Here is a 21,160-nt window from a genome sequence, read left to right as displayed (position 1 = left end):
CTGGCATCTCTGCACACCAGAGTTTGCCGCCGAGCACGCGGCTTAGAAATCAAGCACATCGAGGCCGACATCACGCAAGATGTTTGCCGCCGAGCACGCGGCTTAGAAATTATTAATATATAACTTACTGTATTTTTTATAGTTTGCCGCCGAGCACGCGGCTTAGAAACAATTCTTTGACACTCATCTAGCTGCTGCATTGTTTGCCGCCGAGCACGCGGTAGAAATATTGTAATCTTCGCTTTTCATAATTAATCCTGTTTGCCGCCGAGCACGCGGCTTAGAAAACCGTTTAGAGGCTGAGTCCAGTTAGCGGTCGGTTCACTGCCGCACAGGCAGCTTAGGTGACGAAGGATCGAAACATCGTTTCGCAGCCTGAGGAAGTGAGGTCATGGATGACCGATGTGAGCCGCTCCATGGACGGATTGTTAGCACACACTCATTTTATTCCCGGCATTCGCTACGCTACTACCGGGCTACAACAGGCAGCTTAGGTGACGAAGGATCGAAAGATAAGTTTCGCAGCCTGAGGAAGTGAGGTCATGGATGACCGATGTGAGCCGCTCCATGGACGGATTGTTAGCACACACTTATTTCATTCCCCGGCATTCGCTGCGCTACTACCGGGCTACAACAGGCAGCTTAGGTGACGAAGGACCGAAAGATAAGTTTCGCAGCTTGAGGAAGTGAGGTCATGGATGGCCGATGTGAGGCGCTCCAGGGAAGGATTGTTCGCACACACTTATTTCATTCCCCGGCATTCGCTGCGCTACTACCGGGCTACAGCAGGCAGCTTAGGTGACGAAGGATCGAAAGATAAGTTTCGCAGCCTGAGGAAGTGAGGTCATGGATGACCGATGTGAGCCGCTCCAGGGAAGGATTGTTAGCACACACTTATTTTATTCCCCGGCATTCGCTGCGCTACTACCGGGCTACAGCAGGCAGCTTAGGTGACGAAGGACCGAAAGATAAGTTTCGCAGCCTGAGGAAGTGAGGTCATGGATGACCGATGTAAGCCGCTCCATGGATGGATTGTTCGCACACACTTATTTCATTCCCGGCATTCGCTGCGCGACTGCCGGGCTACAACAGGCAGCTTAATGGATGAGCAATATGCGGGGCTTTGTAACGTGTTTTTATCATTGGCAAATGATATTCACACCGTAATAGTCATGTTCAATAGAATCGAATGAGCTGCATGGATATAACGTTACAACAGTACCTATGGCAACCCATTCGTTTATCATTTTTAGTGACATTTTTATGAGCTAATTAGCTTTTTGTGTGTTAATGATGGCCTGAGAAAGCCCATCTAAGTAAGATGAAAGGATAGAATCTAATGACATCACATGATTATAAAAACCATTCCAGATTAAAACACAGGTCTTAATGATTGATGGTATTTTTCCTATAGAGGAAGTCTGATTGATTTCGTCATTTAATGCCTGTGAAACAAAACCCTTTCTTTTATCTTGTTCGGTTAGGCTTTCCGAGAAACGTTTTAGATCGCATTGTAAGCTCTCTAAATCGATTTGTTGGGTGGTGGTGGTATTATCTAATCCTATCTTTTTCATCACATAGAACGCTGTACATGTTTGTAAATTAGATTTTTGTTTTTTTAGCCAATCTTCACTATTTTCGAAACAATGACCATTCCAATTTTGTAACCCAATTGATTCACCATATTTCAAATAAATAGATGATTTTAATTGGCTTCGTTCTCCAGGTAGAGAACCGCCACCATAAAAGCTCTCAAATATTTCAGATACTTTTTTGCCTTCATATTGATTATTGGTGGCATTGCCTGCCATGATCATACCATCGACATTGGCTAAGGTTTTATAATAAGCGCCAAATTGGTTGATGATTTTTTGTTTTTCTTCGTTTTTCTGATCTTTTTGTAGCTTAGATATATCTTTCCTGTTTAAAAATATTTCCCCTGTTATTTCTGACAGATCACCAAGCCAGCCTGCTGCCATTAGCCTGTCTTGAACAACAGGAACAATATCTTTGAGATCATTCCAATAACTCGAGTTAATGATACTCTCGGGGACTGGTGTAAATGGGCCATTGTGGTTGTTTGCATCTAAAATAGCGAAGATATGCGCGACATCGTATAAATCATTATTGGTTAAATTGACTTGATGGCTATGTTTTATGTTTTGTGTGGATTGGCTTTGGGGAAATGTAGCAACATGGCTTGTTTCTGGGATGAGAAACTCATTCCAGCCAAATGAATCATAATAAAGTTTCCGAAATTTTGTAAGCATCAAGTTTGTGTTGTGTTCAATGGCTGCATTTTCGTCTTCGACTGATGTTATAAAACCGATATACTTTGACATGTCATAACATTGACTCGATGGTTCTGTATTGTGAGTCGACTCACCGAAATCAAAGTTAAAGTGAGTGAGCTCACCTAAATTAAGATTATTAATGCCTTTTTGACTGACTTGCGTATTCATTTTTACCCCTCTTTAGTGGTGTTGTGTGCTTTGCTTCCTTTTTCGGCCATTCGTCTGTATTAATCCTCATTGTTGATGGATTAATATTGAGGTCATCAACCGAAACATTCTAGATGATCAACTCTTTTTAGTGGCGTCATGTATCCAATAAGTCATGCATTTCATAGACAATTTTAAGAACCAAAGTAAATGATAAAAATCAAAAAAGCTATGGTTTTCATCCTTATTAAAGACTTTGCCGCGCAATTCAATGGAACAAAACGGAGAATTTACGATCGGCTCGGATACGTTCACTCACTACCGAGCCCTAATGCCGAAATCTCGTTTCACTACTCTGATCACATCCCCGGCATTCACTGCGCTGCTACCGGGCTACATTGGGCGTTTTCGGTTTGAACAAGGCTCGATGTCCCCCGAATGTAACGCATGTGAAATCTGGGGAAACTAGCCGATAAAAACCACTTAAAACCTGCGCCATTGCGGGTAAACGACCGCCATCTCCCGGCATTCGCTGCGCTGCTACCGGGCTACATTGGGCATTTTCGGTTTGAACAAGGCTCAATATCCCCCGGATGTAACGCATGTGAAATCTGGGGAAACTAGCCGATAAAAACCACCTAAAACCTGCGTCATTGCGGGTAAACGACCGCCATCTCCCGGCATTCGCTGCGCGGCTACCGGGCTACATTGGGCGTTTTCGGTTTGAACAAGGCTCGATGTCCCTCGGATGTAACGCATGTGAAATCTGGGGAAACTAGCCGATAAAAACCACTTAAAACCTGCGCCATTGCGGGTAAACGACCGCCATCTCCCGGCATTCGCTGCGCTGCTACCGGGCTACGTTGAACATTTAGGTTGAAATGAAACCATCCAACATCCCCAAGACGTAGCGAACAGGCTGTCTGACCAATTCACCGCCTCACCCCTTCCCTATTTTTTAATCATTCCTTACGATTCAAAAATCACAACCTGACCTTGCTTGTGCCAATCAGCCCCGTGTGATTGTCATAAAACCTTCATTGCACATAGGTGCAACAGTTCATCTCACTGTCATAAACCTTCCTTAAGATGGCTCCATTAAATCGCATCATCATTGACGAATAGCTTATGAAATCCCTAAGAAATGCGCCATTATCGACAGTTTCTTATCGCATGCGGCTCAAGCACATGGTTGCAATATTTCGTCATGAACCGGCTAATTGGCTCGGCGTTATATTAGTTTGCTTGTTTACCTACCTAGTTGTTGCGCCAGTCATTTCTATTTTACTCAGTGCGATCATCGCGCATACCGGTGATGAAATGCATACCCATGTGTTGGCTGGGCAATGGAGTCGTTATTACTTAATTCGCACTTTGGCCTCGCGGATGTCAACACTGCTATTGTGGACACCACTCGTGAATACCTTAGCGGTAGCGCTGAGTGTCGTTTGCGCGACGTTGCTGATTGGGGTGACGTTGTCTTGGCTGGTGCAGCGCACCAATATGGCGGGGCGACGCTGGTTTGTCAGCGCACTGATTGTGCCTTTTATGTTGCCCTCTTGGACCTTTGCTCTCGCTTGGAAAACCATTTTTAAAAACGCATTGGTCGGCGGTCAGCCGGGCTGGTTAAGTGCGCTGGGCATTCAAACGCCTGACGCATTAGCCTATGGCTATGTGCCATTGGTGATTATTTTAACGCTACACTTTACCCCGTTGGTCATTTTGATTGTGGGTAATGCGCTTAAGCGTTTCGATAGCCAGTTGGAAGACTGCGCGCTGATTTTGGGTACACCTCGGCGCACTATCGCCCTGAAGATTATCCTACCCCTGATGCGTCCAGCTCTTTTGTCAGCGGCGCTGCTGATTTTTGCCGATTGCATTGGTGAATTTGCTATCCCCTATATTTTAGGCCTACCAGTGCATTTTAATACCCTCTCGACCCAGCTCTATCGCGCGTTAGATTCACGGCAAAACGGGGTCGCAGCGGTGCTCTCAGCCGTGATCATGTTGATGGGAGTACTCACCTTATTATTGGATGTCAAAATGGTGCGCGAAGCTAAACGCTTTATCACCGTGGGTGGTAAAGGCGCCATAGAGCGTCAATCTAATCTGGGTCGTTGGCGTTATTGGGCCGCACTACTGCCCTTTTGTTTTGTATTGATCAGCGTGGTGATCCCACTACTCACCCTGTTTTTATCTACCATTATGTTGGTGCCGGGCCGCTTTAACCCGAGCAACTTTACCTTGGCATTTTGGATTGGTCATCATCTTGACACAGTAGCCATGCATAACGGCATTTTACTCAGCCATGATTTTTGGCGAGCCGTCAGCAATACTATTGTTATCGTTGGTTCAGCATCGGTTGTCGCGGGGGTGTTAGGGCTGCTGGTTGGCTATGCGGTGATGCGCTGTTCGGTGCATAGCATCAGCGTGTTTATTCGTCAGGTGACGTTTTTACCCTATCTGGTTCCGGGAATTGCCTTTGCAGCGGCGTTTTTGTCGTTGTTCGCGGTCTCGCACGGGCCCATCCCCGCGCTGTATGGCACGCCTGCTTTACTGATTATTGCACTTATCGCCGAAAAAATGCCCTACGCCAGCCGTTCAGGAATTGTGGCGATGACACAGCTCGGCAAAGAGAGTGAAGAGGCGGCGCGCATTGCCGGCGCAGGTTGGATCAAACGCATCACGCGCATTATTGTGCCCATTCAAATTGCCCCCTTGGTCACCGGCATTGTCTTGCCATTTATTTCCGGCATCAAAGGGGTCAGCTTGTTTATCATTTTAGCTATCCCTGCCACCGATGTCTTATCAACTTATTCGCTGCGGCTACTCGATTACAACTACGACCAAGCCGCTAATGCCGTGGTCTTAATGATCGCTCTAATCGCTTGGGGCGGTACCGCATTGATTGGAAAAATAACGGGTAATAGCCTTGCAGAAGGGTTGGAGAAATAACATGCCTGCGATTCATTTGAGAAATCTCACTAAAACCTATTCCGGCGCGGCGAGCCCTGCCGTGAACAATCTGAACTTAGAGGTCAAAGACGGTGAGTTTCTTTGTCTTTTGGGGCCCTCGGGTTGTGGCAAAACCACCATTTTGCGCATGATTGCGGGCATCGAACCGATTAGCCAAGGCGAGATTGCCATTGGTGAACGAGTCGTCGACTCCATGGAACAGGGGTGTTTTATCCCGCCAGAAAAACGCAATATTGGTCTGGTTTTTCAAAGTTACGCACTTTGGCCACACATGAGCGTTGCTGAAAACATTACCTTTGGTCTAAAAGTGAAAAAGTTACCCGCCGATGAGATCAAAGCGCGCAGCCAAGATGTGATGAATAAGCTCAGCATCGCCCCATATGCCAAGCGTTATCCAGCGCAGCTTTCTGGCGGCCAACAGCAACGCGTGGCGTTAGCGCGCATGCTGGCGGTCAACCCCGATGTATTGCTACTGGATGAACCGCTATCCAACCTTGATGCAGCGCTACGCCTTGAGATGCGCGCTGAGCTGCGCCGCATTCATGAAACCTTCGGCACAACCATCATTTTTGTCAGCCATGACCAATGGGAAGCCATGACACTGGCCACCACTATTGCGGTGATGAGCGAAGGGCACTTGCAACAAGTCGGGACCCCACACGAGATCTATGCCTTGCCAGTCAACCGTTTTGTTGCCGATTTTATGGGAAGTCCAAAACTAAACCAGATCAATCTTAACCAGCCTGAATCGGTATTAGCGAAGCATCTACAGCAACGCTTTCACCTGCCCAAGCAGATCGACTCATGTGGTATTCGCCCAGAAGCGCTGATCTTAAATAAACAGTGTTCATACGATGCGCTCGCGATGAAAATCACCACCATTATCCCAACAGGTGGCAGCTGGATTATCGAGCTCAGCAACGGCGCAGAACCGTTGCACTACTCCACGCAACTGCACCCTCAATGGCAGATCGGTGATCTAGTCTTCTGCCAATTTCCTGATGACGCGCTGCATTTTTTTGATGCGGACGGTACATGCCATCGTTTTAGCGAAGTCAATGCAGACACCCAACAAGCCTGTTGAACCAGCAGAACCGTTCTGCGCCATGCGCAAACAAATCCATTGTGTTATTGACCAAAAGGAACATTGAATGAACCGCTCATTGAAAACCAGTTTGATGGCCATCACAGCCCTATTCGGTGGAGCGAACCTCGCCCACGCGACGCCAACCAACTTACCAGCGCTGATTCAGGCCGCGCAACAAGAAGGCTCGCTGACTATTTATGCCTCGACCGGCAAAATCGTCACGCAGGCAAAAAATTTCAGCAAAAAATATTCAATTCATGCCATCGGGGTCAAAGCCAAAGCGCCGCAAATTATAGAGATCATGAGCCGCGAAGCAAAAGCACATAATGTTCGAACCGATGTAGCGTTAGTCGAAGATACCCCCGCCGCCATTGTGCAGTTAATCGGCAGTGGTGCGGCCATGAGTTACCTGCCAGCCGGTTTAAAACATGATATTGCTAAGCGTTACCAAAACCCACTGGCAGTGGTACTAGCGCCCAATATTATTAGTTACAATACGGCTCACCACCGGCACTGCCCCATCACTAATATCTGGCAGCTAACGCTGCCTCAATGGCGCGGTCATATTGCCATGCAAGATCCAACGGCAAAACCGGCCTATACCGACTGGTTCAACCAGATGGCAACCCATTATGATGCGCAGATGCGTCAAGCCTATCGTCAGCAATTTGGCAAAGCGCTCCCAGCTAATAGCAGCAGTGCTACAGCGTTATTTGTGAAGCGCTTAGCGGCCAACCATCCACTGCTCACCCATTCAGATACCGATGCGGCAGCGGCCATTGGCTCACCAGATGCCAAGCAAGATTTTGTGGGGATCATCTCAAGCGCCAAATTTCGAAAAAACAAAGATGGTATGAAATTGGGCATTTGTAATGGATTAAAACCATTTATCGGTTGGAACTATCCAACTCTGGGTCTGATCGCTTCAGGCACTCATCACTTAGCCGCAGCAAAACTGTTTATCCATTATGTATTGACCCAGCAAGGGATCGCCCCGCAAAGCGTTGACGGCAAGATGTCGACCAACCAACAGGTCAAACTGCCGGCTAATGAAGCGTCCGGCATTGGCAAATATCGTCATCAATTAATGGTTTTTGATATCAATACCGCCAAATCAGATTGGCAGCATCGTCAAGATTGGCAAGATCTTTGGAACTTAAGCTACATGCAATAATGACTAGGCGGATCGCACTCAGCACTACGCCCCTTGAGGCAAGGAACAGAACTTGAATAATCACAACATTCAGCTGCGCGAAGCAGCCCTTAAAAATATTATTTTGGCCGCAGGTGAAACCGCTTTAGCGCATTTTCGCGCTCGCCCAGCGGGCCAGTTTACCCTCAAAGGGGATCAGGACTATTTGACCGAAGCCGATAGTTTGGTAGAGCTGCAGATCCACGCAGCGATTCATGAACAATTTAGCGATGACCAGATTTTTGGTGAAGAAACCGGTGAACACTCTGGAAACGCTGCGGCGCTGTGGGTGATTGACCCCATCGATGGCACGGCTAATTTTGCTCGCGGGATTGCCCATTTTTGTATCGCGATTGCCTTTGTACTCGATGGCAAAACGGAACTTGGTGCAATTTATAACCCTGCTACCGGTGAGCTCTATCAAACGCGGCGCGGCCATTATGCGAAAAAAAATGGCCAGCCTTTACAGGTTGCTTGTCCTGAAGCACTTAACTGCGCCACCTTTGAGCTGGGTTGGTCTACTCGCGTTTCACAGCAACGCTATTTGGATGTCATGACGCAGATGCTTGACCAAGGCGCGAACGTACGCCGCGGGGCATCAGGAGCATTAGCCCTAGCCTGGGTGGCCGAAGGACGCGTTGACGGTTACATCGAGCTGCATATGAATGCGTGGGACTGTTTAGCTGGGCTATTACTGGTCAGTGAAGCAGGCGGTGAAACGGGTCGTTATCCAGAAAATTTAGAGGCCATCTACAGCGGAGGTTCCATTTTAGCGGCCTGCCCAATAGTGGCGCAAACCCTCTCGGATATCTGTGATATTCCACTGTTAAAGCCAGCAGTGGCATTGGCCGATGAGAGGCTCCCTAATGGGGCCAAAAAACACTACCCTCTGCCCCCAATAAGCTTGATCCAAGCCGATCTGCCGAATTTGGGTGTGGATCTGTATATCTCCGGCTCAACTGGGGCAACCGATTTAGCATTGCTACAAAAGCACCAAATTACCACGGTCATCAACTGCGCGGTCAATTTAGATATCGACTGGGTTAAATATCCCACCGAGCATGTCCCTCCGCAGTTGATTCGCCATGGCAGTGGTGCAATCCGCTACTATAAATTAGGGCTGATTGACGGCGCAGGCAACCCTCCCGAGCTACTCTATGGCGGGTATCAAATGATGCGCGCAGCGCTATTGCAACAGCTGCCCGATAAACCTTCATATCGCAATCGCGAACATGGCAATATCTTGGTTCATTGCCGTGGGGGACGCAGTCGTTCGGTGATTTTGGTTGCGCTCTTCTTACACCTTGAATACCCGCAGCGCTACCCGACCCTTGATGCCGCAATTGCGCTGATTCGCAAGCGTCGCCAGTTGCACCCAAATGAGTGGGTAGAAGCGCCCAAACCTGAACTAAGAGCGTTAGCCGAGCACGCCATTAAGATGCACCAGGCAATGGGCAATCTCCCGTTCAGCGGCCCAAAATCACCCGAGGTTGGCCAATGAGTAAGCAAAACGAGCCGCATATCAGTACGGCTGCTGACGTTGCAGCGCTTGCCGGGGTATCACGCTCAGCGGTTTCTCGCACATTTACCCCTGGCAGCAGCGTCTCGGTAGAAACCCGCCGTAAGGTGTTAGCCGCTGCGGAGCAGCTAAACTACCATGTAAATATGCTCGCCCGCGGTTTATCCAAGCAGGCCAGCCGCCCTATTTGTATTTTGGGGGGGAATTTAAGTGCCCCCTATCAGGCCAGCTTGTTGGACCAGCTTACCCAACACATGCAGCAAGCGCAGCGTGCCGTGATGGTCATTAACACCGCCGGCGGTGAACACAGTGCCAATGAAGCATTAAAGCAAACTTTGCACTATCGAGCAGCGGCCACCATTGTATTATCCGGCTCGCCGCAGGCTTCGTTAATTGAAAACTGCCTTCAAAGCGGGCAGCAGGTGATCTTAATCAACCGCATGGGCCAATTTGAAGGGGCCGATCATATTGGGATCGATTACACCACCACCATGGCGGACGCTTATCATATGTTAAGCCGCGCGGGGTGTGAGCAGGTTGCAATGCTCTCGTCGTGCGCGCAATCGCCAAGTATTCGCATTCGTGAAAAGAAATTTCTAGAGGCAGCATTTCAGGCGGACTCTGAGGTTCAGTTAGTGCGCGCCGGCCCAACCTGCTATGAGACTGGTGCGGCGGCGGCCCGTCAGTTACTCGCTGGGCGCAATCGTCCCGATGGCGTTTTTTGTGTCACCGATCTTATTGCCTGCGGCTTTATTGATGTGGCCCGCCATGAATTTGGTCTGCGCGTACCGGAAGATATTTGTGTTATCGGCTTTGATGATATTGAACAAGCCGGCTGGGTGGGTTATCAGCTCACCACCTTTGCTCAGCCTTTAAATACAATGGCATCCGCTATTATCCAGTTATTAAACACGCCGGATTTACCACGCGAGCATAAAACAACTTTATTTCAAGCCAAACCAGTTTGGCGAAAAACCGTCCGTATTTCACCCTCGGCTATTAACCCATAGAGGAACTATTATATCGATAAATCAATCAAAGCTATTTAAATATTCAATTCATTATGTGCATTCAATAAACGGCTGATTCATTTACTCAGCCGCCTATCAAACATGCGCTAAATTTACCAAATAAATATAAATCTATTTATATTTTCAAAAATTGACAGTTCACTTAAATATATTTAATTCATTTATTGAAAGGATTTTATTATGAAGTTATTTAAATTATCTATTTTGCCAATTATTGGTCTATCGATCATGAGTCATGCTTATGCTACGACGCTTTCCTATGATCACGAATATGAAGATGTCTCGCAAGCACATACCGATGAACTGAGTATTAGCCATCAATTTGATTTTGGGTTAGGGACATCAGCGACCTTAAAATTCACCCCTAACGACAAACCAAATGGCGATTCAGGCAGCGCCTTCCAAGATGATCGTTGGGATGAAACAAAAATTGGTCTTAACTATCCCATTGCTCTCAGCCATGATTGGAGCATCATCCCAGGGGTATCATTATCCCGAAAGCATGATGAATACAAATATAAACCGTATTTGAAAGCTAAATATAAAATAACCCCTCAATTAACACTTTCTGCACGCTACCGCCGCGAAATGACTCATTATACCTTAGGCAAAAAAACCAAACTACAAAATCGTTATGATGCTGGCGCCAGTTATAAGATAAATGCATTTAAACTAAGCTATACATTCACGTATTATCAAGCCAATACAATAATTTTTAATCATGAAAAACATGACTACGAACATAAAATTGATATCAGCTACAAATTAAGTAAACACTGGTCACCATTTGTTGAGTTTAAAAATGAAGCCGTAAGTTCAAAACTTAGTGACCGCCAAACTGAATATAAAGTTGGCATAGACTACAAATTTTAATCGAATAAGGTTTTATCATGAAATTATCACACTCGGCTTATTTAGCCAGCGGCTTATTGGCTCTGGCCATCGGCTCTGCCCAAGCGCAACAAACTTGGACACTCAACAAAGTGGTCAGTTTAACCCGCCATGGCGTTCGTCCTCAAACAGACACGGCTAAGTTAAATAAAGCGACCGGTTTAGACTGGTCTAAATTTGCTGTTCCTGATGGTCAGTTAACCGGCCATGGATACGCCGGTATGCGCTTGCAAGGCAACTACCAATTGCAGCAGTGGCAAAGCCAAGGGCTAACGATTGGTCAAACTAAACAATGTGCCAATCCCAACGACTATTTTTTATGGTCGAGCCCATCACAACGCATCAAAGCGACGGCTAAAGCCGTGGCCGATGGCATGTTCCCGGGCTGCGGCGTCATGCCAGCATCGGTTAGCGCCAAATATGGGCCACTCTTTGAGCTTTACCATCTGCACCAAGCTCATCCAGACAAAGCGGTCATGAAGCAACAGATCATGGCGAAAATGGGGTCACCAGAGCAAGTGGCTAAGCGGTATCAAGCCAGTGTCGAACTGCTGAAAAAAACAGTCTGTGCGCCCAATAGCTGTAAATTTCTCGATAAGCCTTGGGGCGTTCATTTTAAGTCAACGGGTAAACCAGAATTAGAAGGACCGGGAAAATATGGTGCAACCATCGGCGAGACCGTGCGTTTGCAATACAGTGATAACTTACCGATTAAAGATGTAGCCTTTGGTCACGGCGTCAATGCTAAAGCGGTTAAAAGCCTGATGGCGATTCACGCCGCAGAATATAATTTAGCGCTGGATACACCAGAGTTTGCAGCCCACAGTGGCTCGCTGCTAATGCGCCAAATTCTATCAGCGCTGACGGCTGGCACAACTTTACATGCGCAGTATCCAGGGGATCAACGCCTTGCGCGACCTTTAGTGATGTTCTTTGGCCACGATACTAACATTGCTGAAATTCAAACCATGCTCGGTTTTAACTGGCAGCTAGCGGGCTACCCACGTAATGACGTTCCCCCCGGTGCCACTTTAAGCTTTGCCCATTTTAGCAACCAACAGGGTCAACAATTTGTGCGAGTTCGCTTTGCTACGCGCAGTCTTGACCAATGGCGCAGTTTATCTCCATTAACTCACCGTCATCCGTTATTGCATGCTGATCTCAGCTTTAAAGGCTGTCAAACCACTCCAGTGGGTACGTTATGCCCGATAGCTCAACTGGTGCATCGCGCTAGCCGACTACTGGTTAAAGATGGTCAGCAACTGGCTGTATTTAAAACCAATTAACCTCGTATCAAAGGGCAAAGTAATAAACGTTGTCTAAGTAATACTAGACGGTGATGACGATCCATCACCGTCTAGCATCCAATGTTCTATTGGTGAAAGCCAAACCATTACCTTCGATTTGTTTCATGACATTGTCAATTCATCGATGTCGGCTCAATGTCCCTGTCAGCTATACTGGTTTGAGCAACCATTTTCTCTGGTTATTTATATGAGTCATCAAAGAGCTAGCGTCCTTTTTAGATCCAACCCACCAGACTCATCCATCTTACGTAGGAACGTCTGAGCGCATAGTCTTTATTTGATTATGCAGCTAATTGTTCAGCGTGTTCTAGATAAGCGCGTAGCAATGCCAATAGCAGCGGCTGGATCTGCGCGGCCTGATCGGGAAGATAGTCAAATGGCAGTTGCTCTTGCATATACACGTTTTGCGCCATTTCAAGTTGCACCGCGTGGATCTGTTGCTCAGGTTGACCAAAATGGCGCGTGATATAACCCCCTTTGAAACGACCATTCACCACCCAAGTGTACGCACTGCTTTGACACACCGGCGTCAGCGCTTCAATCAAACGCTGATCGCAGCTTTGCCCCTGGTTAGTCCCTAAATTGAGATCGGGCAGTTTGCCTTCAAACAAAAATGGAATTTGGCTGCGAATGGAATGCGCATCAAACAATAAGGCATAACCGTATTTTGCTTTAAGGCGCGCCAACTCAGCTTTGATTTGTTGGTGATAAGGCTGCCAAATATGGCGTAGCGCCCACTGCTGCTGGGCAACGCTGACGGGTTGACTAAACAGCGGATCGCCGCTAAAGAGTGTCTGCGGAAAAACGCCGGTACTGTTGCCTTGATAGAGCGGCTGGTCGTCACTAGGGCGATTCAAATCCACCACATAGCGAGAATAGTTGGCCATAATCAAACTCGGTCTGAGTGAATGTACCGCCTCATATAACCGCGGTAAATGCCAATCTGTATCAGGTAGTTTGGCACCCTCTTGCGTCAATTTTGCGGCGACTTCATCGCTAAGCGCCGTCCCCACATGCGGCATACTGATCAGCAATGGGCTATCGCCCTGCTCAAATTCAAATGCTTGACGCTGCATCACACACTCCTTGATAAACGCGTTGATGAGGAAGCTGACCGCCGAGCCAATAGCACAGCTCGGCTGGATCATCGATCTGCCATGCGACCATATCAGCGGCGAATCCGGGGGCTAACCGGCCTGTGGTAGCGCTCATACCCAGTGCACGAGCGCCGTGTTCAGTCACCCCAGCCAAAGCTTCTGCAGGGGTGAGACGGAATAAGGTGCACGCCATGTTCATCATCAGGCGCAATGACAACGACGGCGAGGTTCCCGGATTACAATCACTGGCGATGGCCATGGGGACCTGATAATGGCGCAGTAGTTCGATGGGCGGCGCTTTTGTTTCTCGCAGCAGATAGTAGGCCCCAGGTAACAATACCGCGACTGTACCCGCCTTAGCCATAGCGGCCACACCTGCTTCATCGAGATATTCAAGATGATCAGCTGAGAGCGCTTGATAACGCGCCGCAAGTGCACCCCCGCCTTGCAGTGAAAGCTGTTCAGCATGCAGCTTCACCGGCAAGTGGAGCTGCTTCGCGCAATCAAACACCCGAGCCACTTGGGCTGGCGTAAAAGCAATATGCTCACAAAACGCATCCACCGCATCAATCAGCTGATCAGCATGTAAGACGGGCAAAATCTGACACACCCAATCAATATAACGCTCAGGCTCATCTTTAAATTCAGCGGGCAATGCATGGGCTAACAATGCCGTTGCGCGGATCGTGACAGGCAGGTCTTGGGCCAGTTGGCGGATCACCTGCAACATTTTGCGCTCACTGGGCGCATCAAGCCCATAACCGGATTTGATCTCAACGGTGGTCACACCATCGGTGATTAATTGCAATAACCGCGCTTTAGCGCTTTGATAGAGGCTCTCATGGGTGGCTTCGCGAGTAGCTTGCACGGTCGCAGCAATGCCGCCTCCTGCTTGGGCGATCTGCGCATAGCTTTGACCTTGCAAGCGCAGATCAAACTCATGAGCACGCTGAGCGCCAAACACCAAATGCGTATGGCAATCAATCAGCCCTGGGGTCACCCACGCATGGGCTAAATCATGGCGCTGCTGATAATCACGCGCATCATCGATCGCCCCCAGCCAGCGAATGGTTGGGCCATCGGTGATGATTGCATTGACTTTGGGTTGCCCGACAACTTGCAGGTTATGCCATAATGTCGCCATATTAGCCGCTCCTTGTTACTGATCCAGCATCGGCAGGTTTAACTGATGTTCGCGGGCACAATCAATCGCACTTTGATAGCCCGCATCAGCGTGACGCATCACGCCTGTTGCAGGGTCATTGTGTAATACCCGTGCAATTCGCGCATCGGCTTCAGCGCTGCCATCACAAACAACTACCATACCTGCGTGCTGTGAAAAGCCCATACCCACACCGCCGCCATGATGCAAAGACACCCAAGTCGCGCCACTGGCGGTGTTAAGCAAGGCATTCAACAGTGGCCAGTCAGACACGGCATCCGAGCCATCTTGCATCGCTTCTGTCTCGCGGTTAGGGCTGGCAACCGAGCCTGAATCGAGGTGATCACGACCAATCACAATCGGCGCAGATAACTCCCCGGTACGCACCATCTCGTTAAAGGCTAACCCGAGTTTTTGGCGATCGCCTAACCCAACCCAGCAGATCCGTGAAGGAAGTCCTTGAAAGCGAATCCGCTCGCGGGCCATATCAAGCCATTGATGTAGATGGGTATTATCGGGTAGCAACGCTTTGATTTTTGCATCGGTTTTGTAAATATCTTCGGGGTCGCCAGACAGTGCTGCCCAACGAAATGGCCCAATGCCGCGGCAGAATAGTGGCCGCACATAGGCCGGAACAAACCCCGGGAAACAAAAGGCGTTACTGACGCCTTCATCTTGGGCCATCTGGCGCAAGTTGTTACCATAGTCAAACGTTGGCACGCCTTGCTCGTGCATCGCTATCATCGCTTGGACATGTTTGGCCATCGATTGCTTCGCCGCGGTCACCACAACCGCCGGTTCAGTTTTGCTGCGCTGGCGATATTCATCCCAGCTCCACCCCAGCGGCAGATACCCGTTCAGCGGATCATGAGCGCTGGTTTGGTCAGTTAACATGTCCGGCTTCACGCCGCGACGCACGAGTTCAGGTAACACCTCTGCAATATTACCCAATAGTGCAATAGACACCGCTTTGCCCTGCTCACAATAGCGTTGTATACGTGCTAAGGCATCGTCTAAGTTGTCGGCTTGTTCATCTACGTAGCCGGTACTCAAACGAAAATCGATGCGCGATTGTTGACATTCAATGTTCAGTGAACACATTCCAGCAAACGTGGCAGCTAACGGCTGTGCACCGCCCATCCCGCCAAGCCCTGCGGTTAATAGCCAACGCCCTTTGAGATCGCCTTGGTAGTGTTGTCGCCCTGCTTCAGCAATGGTTTCATAAGTGCCTTGCACAATCCCTTGACTGCCAATGTAAATCCAACTGCCAGCAGTCATCTGGCCGTACATCATCAGTCCTTTGGCATCGAGCTCATTAAAATGTTCCCAATTGGCCCAGTGCGGCACTAAATTTGAGTTGGCAATTAACACCCGGGGTGCATCGCAGTGAGTTTTAAATACGCCGACTGGCTTACCTGATTGCACCAACAACGTTTCATCGTCTTCTAAATCGCGTAGCGACTCGACAATTTTGTCGTAACAATCCCAGTTACGCGCCGCTCGGCCAATACCACCATAGATCACCAGCTCTTTAGGATTTTCAGCCACATCCGGGTCAAGGTTGTTCATTAACATCCGTAGTGGCGCTTCGGTCAGCCAACTTTTGGCACTGAGTGTAGTCCCGGTTGGCGCCTTAACGACACCGTCCCGATAGCGATTATCTGTGGCCATCAGCCTCTCCTTAAGTGTTCTATTTGCTCAAAACAACTTGTATATACATTTAAATAAAAGGTGACAGAATAATTTTAAAATGACAAGTTTTTTATTGTTAAATAGGGGCTCAAACTTAAAAGAAAATCGATTAAACACTGAAAATATCGTGATATGTACAGCCTAGGATTTACATTTTTACCATGTTTATATATATGTATAGACAAGAACACGAACACGAACACGAGAACGCTATGCCCCATTATTTTGCCCCATTGGCCTACCTACCAACCGGCTGGCACTCCGACGTCTGTATTGAAGTGGACCCAAACGGCATGATTGTCGCCACCACCGCCAACCACTCGGGCGAAAACTGCCAACGATTATCGGGCGCATTGGTGCCAGGCATGCCCAACTTACATTCACACGCTTTCCAGCGCGCCATGGCAGGCTTGAGCGAGCAACGCAACCATCCACATGATAGTTTTTGGAGCTGGCGCGAACAGATGTATCAGGTGGCATTAACCATCACCCCTGAACAGATGTATCAGATTGCTCGATACCTTTATATTGAGCTATTAGAAGGGGGCTATACCAGTGTTGCAGAGTTCCATTATCTGCACCACGACCCAACCGGCCAACCTTATGCCCCAGTCGATGAAATGGTCGATGCGATTAGCCGTGCAGCAACCGATGCGGGGATAGCGCTAACACTGCTGCCAACGCTGTATAGCTACAGCGACTTTGCCAGCGCCCCACCCAGCCAAATGCAGCGACGCTTTATTCAGTCCACTGAGCAATACTTACGCCAGATTGAGCGCATAAAACCGCTGATAGCCGGCCGCGCGCAGCAGCGCATGGGCGGTTGTTTTCATTCACTCCGCGCCTGCACGGCGCAGCAAATTACGCAGGTATTAGAGGAACTGCCCAATGATTGGCCCATTCATCTGCATATCAGCGAACAACAGCAAGAGGTTAATCGCAGTTTAGCCGTACATGGCACCACCCCACTGCATTGGCTGAGCGAACATGTTGAACTCGATGCCCGTTGGTGTTTGATCCATGCCACCCATTTGAGCGAGGCAGAACGCCATTATGCGGCTTGCCAGCAGGCAGTGATCGGATTATGCCCCAGTACTGAAGCAAGCCTTGGCGATGGGATATTTAATGCGGTCGATTATCTAGCTCAGGGAGGGCGCATTGGAATTGGCAGTGACAGCCATGTCTGCACCGATGTCAGCGAAGAGCTGCGCTGGCTTGAGTACACTCAGCGGCTAACAGCGCAGCAGCGCAATTGTCTAGCAAGCCGCGCTCACCCCAGTACGGGTGAACGGCTGCTGCGAGCCACATTACAAGGCGGAGCGCAGGCACTGGCGCAGCCTGTTGGGCAAATTAATACGGGGTTTCGCGCCGATTGGTTGATGTTAGATCTCGACAATCCATGGCTGATGCAAACGCCCAGCACGCACCTGCTCGACAGTTGGTTGTTTGCCCACCCCAAACGCGCCATCAAGGCGGTGATGGTGGCCGGTCGCTGGCGTGTACAGTCAGGGGAACACGATATCAAAGCGCAGGCAAGTCAAGCCTTAACCGACGCGCTGCGCTCTCTTCGCCAAGCCCTTAGCTAAGATAGCCACAGATAACGGGCAAGCATGCTTAAACTCATGATCACCACCAAATAGCGCAAATAGTTGGGGTTGATGCGAAACAAAGCATGCGCCCCAACCCAAGCGCCAATGAGCTGTCCGGTCAACATCACCAACGCAGCTGACCACAGAATATGGCCGGCCGCCAAAAAAACCACCAGCGAAGCAACGTTTGAGGCGCAGTTGAGCGTTTTGGCGACTGCTGTCGCATCCACCAGCGATTGTCCGCGTAGTGACACACCGGCTAAGGCAAAAAAAGACCCCGTGCCGGGACCAAAAAAACCATCATAAGCACCGATCAGCGGCACCACCAATCGTCGATATAATCGATCAGAACAACGGGGGTGCGCCATTTGACGAGGCCGCGGTGAGAATAAAAAATAGAGCGCAATCAGTGCCAACACCAATGGTACAATAAAGCTTAACCAACGGGTATCCAGCTGCTGGACCAGTAATGTTCCCAACATCGCTCCAATTAATGACCCAGCCATCAGGCGGCGAACATCGGCCCAGCGTACACGGTGATTGCGCAGCATGACAAACGAAGCGGTCGCACTGCCGACACTGCCTTGAAACTTATTGGTGCCAAGGGCAATTAATGGCGGAATACCACTGCTAATCAGTGCAGGGACGGTCAATAACCCGCCACCACCGGCTAACGTGTCAATTAACCCCGCCACACAGGCCACCAAAAATAAAAAAACCATCAGGTGCACAGATAACCCGTCACTGATATAACTCCCTAATTGCGCCACTATTGATGTCCTTATCCTATTTTATTTGTCATCTGATCAATACCGTAAAAACATCTAGCAGGCAACTCTGCAATAACCCTTCAGTTTGTGATCTAAGGCGCTTTTTATAGACTAAAAAATCAATAGTATGAACGAGATGGATTGTTACTGTGAATCGGCTTAGGTCATACTTAAGCTGGCGGTTAAGCCGCATGTGAATAACACAGGCAAGACCTGATGCAACTACGATGGTTGTATCAGGTCTTTTTTTTGCTCTCAAAACAAAGTCGTCGTCACGATGGATAAATAATAAGGAGATATAATTCTATGCGAGCATTTTTTCTTTTGGGCGGTTTGCTGTTAAGCCCCATTGCACTGGCCGTGCAACAAGTCCCGATTAATAGCCAAGCGATTCCAATTATTAAGGTAGGAACACTCGAGTTTCGCGATTTAAACCGTAACGGCAAACTTGACCCGTATGAAGACTGGCGCTTAAGTGCCAATGCACGCGCAAAAGATTTAGTCTCACGGATGACGCTCACAGAAAAGGCAGGCGCGATGATGCATGCATCAGCCCCTTCGCCAAAAAGTGTTTTAGGTCGCGGGCCAAATTATGATCGAGTAAAAGTCGCAAAAATGATCCAAACGGATCATGTCACTGACATGATCACGCGACTCGATGGTGACAACCCGAAACGTTTGGCTGAGCAAAACAATTTGCTACAAAAATTGGCTGAAGAAACACGCCTTGGTATTCCAATTACGGTGAGTAGTGATCCTCGTAATGCATACCATTACTCTGCACATGATGATTTTGATAGCGCAGCAGCAGGCGCATTTTCGCAGTGGCCAGAAGCCCCGGGCTTTGGTGCCATTGACTCGGCAAAAATCATGCGCCAAGCAGCCAATATTATTCGTCAAGAATATCGCGCAGTTGGCATTACCGAAGCACTCTCACCACAAGCTGATATTGCTAGCGAACCGCGCTGGGCACGGATCAATGGCACCTTTGGCAGCAGCCCAAAAGTTGTCCATGACATGGTCGAAAACTATGTTGCAGGCATGCAAAATGGCATAAACGGCTTAAATCGCAACAGTGTGGTTGCGGTCGTTAAACACTGGGTTGGTTATGGTGCAGCCAAAGACGGCTGGGATAGTCATAACTACTATGGCCGCTTTGCTGATTTTCAAGATGATAATCTTAAACAGCACATTTATCCATTTACAGGTGCATTTGCCGCTCATGTCGCAGCCATTATGCCCACCTACTCTATTTTGCAAGGTGCGAGCATTGATGGACATAAAATCCAGCCAACTGGGGTCGGATTTAGCCACTATATGCTGACCGATCTGTTACGTGGTAAATATCACTTTAATGGGATGATCTTAAGTGATTGGCTCATCACCTCTACTTGTAACAGTACCTGTAAAAATGGCGCACCTAAAGGGGAAACAGTTCGTCCAGAAGATTTGGGAATGTCATGGGGAGTGGGTGATTTAAGCGTCCAACAACGTTTTGTTAAAGCGGTTAACGCAGGCGTGGATCAATTCGGTGGCGTTGCCGATCCAACACCTATCGTAGAGGCTGTTAAACAAGGCTTATTGTCTCAGCAAAGCATTGATCGCGCCGTGACCAAAGTGATGCAACAAAAATTTGCTTTAGGACTCTTTGATGCGCCATTTGTCAATCCACAAAAAGCGCAAGAGGTGCTGAGTAACAAACGCCATCAACAACTAGCCAATGCAGCGCAGGCTCGCTCACTGGTCCTACTTAAAAATAGCCACCAACAGTTACCATTAAAAAGCGGCACCAAAGTCTATCTCTATCATGTCAGTGCTGACGTCGCTACACAACAAGGATTAATTGTCGTGGATACCCCTGAACAGGCCGATGTCGCGATTATGCGAATTGAGACGCCATTTAGCCACCCACATCCCAATTTCTTCTTCGGTGCACGCCAGCATGAAGGGCCATTGAATTATCGCGCTGATAATAAAGAGTATCAAAAAGTCTTAGCCATCAGCGCAAAAGTGCCAACCATTGTGACCGTTTATCTCGATCGTCCCGCGATTCTGACCCAAGTTGCACCGCATGCCAGTGCATTAATCGGTAATTTTGGGGTGTCAGACCCTGTTCTACTGCAATCACTGTTAGGCAAACACCACTTTAGCGGCAAACTACCTTTTGCTCTCCCCTCATCCATGCAAGCCGTTCAAGCGCAACATTCAGATCGACCTAACGATAGTAACAACCCACTCTATCCGTTTGGCTTTGGTTTAACCTTATAACGCTACGGGCCCATCATCGCCTTGATGGGCCACTCTATATTCACCTCTGAACAAAAATTCCAATTGATTGTGATATATTCCTTGGATTGCACAATGATTTCTAGCGTAAATAAGCAGTTCTCAATAAGTTGTTAATTT

General features: G+C 48.5%; 16 protein-coding genes and 1 CRISPR repeat array (1 of these 17 only partly in view). Of the genes, 9 read left to right on the top strand and 7 right to left on the bottom strand.

Annotation, left to right across the window (positions count from 1 at the left end; genetic code table 11):
• Positions 1-287: a CRISPR direct-repeat array (repeat unit 28 nt; unit sequence GTTTGCCGCCGAGCACGCGGCTTAGAAA); it reaches 1,540 nt to the left of the window's first position.
• Positions 288-1,268: 981 nt separating this feature from the next.
• The 3 genes from ABUE30_RS11430 to ABUE30_RS11420 all read right to left on the bottom strand — a co-directional run bounded on the left by ABUE30_RS11430 (position 1,269) and on the right by ABUE30_RS11420 (position 3,200).
• Positions 1,269-2,462: a hypothetical protein gene (locus ABUE30_RS11430; RefSeq protein WP_408623911.1), complete on the bottom strand. Its 1,194-nt coding sequence runs from the start codon at positions 2,460-2,462 to the stop codon at positions 1,269-1,271.
• 364 nt (positions 2,463-2,826) lie between these two features.
• Positions 2,827-3,024, bottom strand: a complete 198-nt coding sequence (locus tag ABUE30_RS11425; protein ID WP_408623910.1) for a hypothetical protein — start codon at positions 3,022-3,024, stop codon at positions 2,827-2,829.
• A complete protein-coding gene (locus ABUE30_RS11420) occupies positions 3,021-3,200 on the bottom strand; it encodes a hypothetical protein (RefSeq protein WP_408623909.1) in 180 nt (59 codons plus the stop codon). The genes ABUE30_RS11425 and ABUE30_RS11420 overlap by 4 nt, the downstream gene beginning before the upstream one ends.
• A 369-nt stretch (positions 3,201-3,569) precedes the next feature.
• Between ABUE30_RS11420 and ABUE30_RS11415 the strand changes: the two genes are divergently transcribed.
• From ABUE30_RS11415 to ABUE30_RS11385, 7 genes are all read left to right on the top strand, one after another.
• Positions 3,570-5,396, top strand: a complete 1,827-nt coding sequence (locus ABUE30_RS11415; protein ID WP_408623908.1) for an ABC transporter permease — start codon at positions 3,570-3,572, stop codon at positions 5,394-5,396.
• Between the two features lies 1 nt (position 5,397).
• Positions 5,398-6,501, top strand: a complete 1,104-nt coding sequence (locus ABUE30_RS11410; protein ID WP_408623907.1) for an ABC transporter ATP-binding protein — start codon at positions 5,398-5,400, stop codon at positions 6,499-6,501.
• 67 nt (positions 6,502-6,568) lie between these two features.
• The gene (locus ABUE30_RS11405) at positions 6,569-7,678 is read left to right on the top strand and encodes an ABC transporter substrate-binding protein (RefSeq protein WP_408623906.1); all 1,110 of its coding nucleotides are present in this window, start codon (positions 6,569-6,571) and stop codon (positions 7,676-7,678) included.
• Positions 7,679-7,730: 52 nt separating this feature from the next.
• Complete coding sequence (locus ABUE30_RS11400) at positions 7,731-9,197, top strand: inositol monophosphatase family protein (RefSeq protein ID WP_408623905.1); 1,467 nt, start codon at positions 7,731-7,733, stop codon at positions 9,195-9,197.
• On the top strand, positions 9,194-10,225 hold the full coding sequence (locus ABUE30_RS11395) for a LacI family DNA-binding transcriptional regulator (protein WP_408623904.1): 1,032 nt from the start codon (positions 9,194-9,196) through the stop codon (positions 10,223-10,225). The genes ABUE30_RS11400 and ABUE30_RS11395 overlap by 4 nt, the downstream gene beginning before the upstream one ends.
• A gap of 201 nt (positions 10,226-10,426) precedes the next feature.
• Positions 10,427-11,119 (top strand): oligogalacturonate-specific porin KdgM family protein, encoded by a 693-nt coding sequence (locus tag ABUE30_RS11390; RefSeq protein ID WP_408623903.1) that lies wholly within the window; start codon positions 10,427-10,429, stop codon positions 11,117-11,119.
• Between the two features lie 17 nt (positions 11,120-11,136).
• The gene (locus ABUE30_RS11385; RefSeq protein WP_408623902.1) at positions 11,137-12,423 is read left to right on the top strand and encodes a histidine-type phosphatase; all 1,287 of its coding nucleotides are present in this window, start codon (positions 11,137-11,139) and stop codon (positions 12,421-12,423) included.
• Positions 12,424-12,725: 302 nt separating this feature from the next.
• Here ABUE30_RS11385 and hutG read toward each other — a convergent pair whose 3' ends face one another.
• The 3 genes from hutG to hutU are packed head-to-tail and all read right to left on the bottom strand — an operon-like array spanning position 12,726 to position 16,374.
• Positions 12,726-13,520: an N-formylglutamate deformylase gene (hutG, locus tag ABUE30_RS11380; protein WP_408623901.1), complete on the bottom strand. Its 795-nt coding sequence runs from the start codon at positions 13,518-13,520 to the stop codon at positions 12,726-12,728.
• Positions 13,501-14,685: an imidazolonepropionase gene (gene hutI, locus ABUE30_RS11375; RefSeq protein WP_408623900.1), complete on the bottom strand. Its 1,185-nt coding sequence runs from the start codon at positions 14,683-14,685 to the stop codon at positions 13,501-13,503. Before hutI ends, hutG begins: the two co-directional genes overlap by 20 nt.
• 15 nt (positions 14,686-14,700) lie before the next feature.
• Positions 14,701-16,374 carry a urocanate hydratase gene (gene hutU / locus ABUE30_RS11370; protein WP_408623899.1) on the bottom strand — a complete coding sequence of 558 codons (1,674 nt, stop codon included), beginning with the start codon at positions 16,372-16,374 and terminating at the stop codon, positions 14,701-14,703.
• A 233-nt stretch (positions 16,375-16,607) separates the two neighbouring features.
• Between hutU and hutF the strand changes: the two genes are divergently transcribed.
• A complete protein-coding gene (gene hutF / locus ABUE30_RS11365) occupies positions 16,608-17,981 on the top strand; it encodes a formimidoylglutamate deiminase (RefSeq protein WP_408623898.1) in 1,374 nt (457 codons plus the stop codon).
• Here the strand turns inward: hutF and ABUE30_RS11360 are convergent.
• Positions 17,978-18,754, bottom strand: a complete 777-nt coding sequence (locus ABUE30_RS11360; protein WP_408623897.1) for a TSUP family transporter — start codon at positions 18,752-18,754, stop codon at positions 17,978-17,980. The two genes, hutF and ABUE30_RS11360, sit on opposite strands and share 4 nt — an antisense overlap.
• Positions 18,755-19,060: 306 nt before the next feature.
• Between ABUE30_RS11360 and ABUE30_RS11355 the strand changes: the two genes are divergently transcribed.
• Positions 19,061-21,022, top strand: a complete 1,962-nt coding sequence (locus ABUE30_RS11355) for a glycoside hydrolase family 3 protein (RefSeq protein ID WP_408623896.1) — start codon at positions 19,061-19,063, stop codon at positions 21,020-21,022.
• The last annotated feature ends 138 nt before the right edge of the window (positions 21,023-21,160 follow it).

Origin of the sequence: Celerinatantimonas yamalensis, from assembly GCF_046054155.1 — a bacterium.
In the GTDB taxonomy this organism is placed as follows: Bacteria; Pseudomonadota; Gammaproteobacteria; order Enterobacterales; family Celerinatantimonadaceae; genus Celerinatantimonas; species Celerinatantimonas yamalensis.
This window is presented reverse-complemented; position numbering and strand designations above follow the sequence as displayed.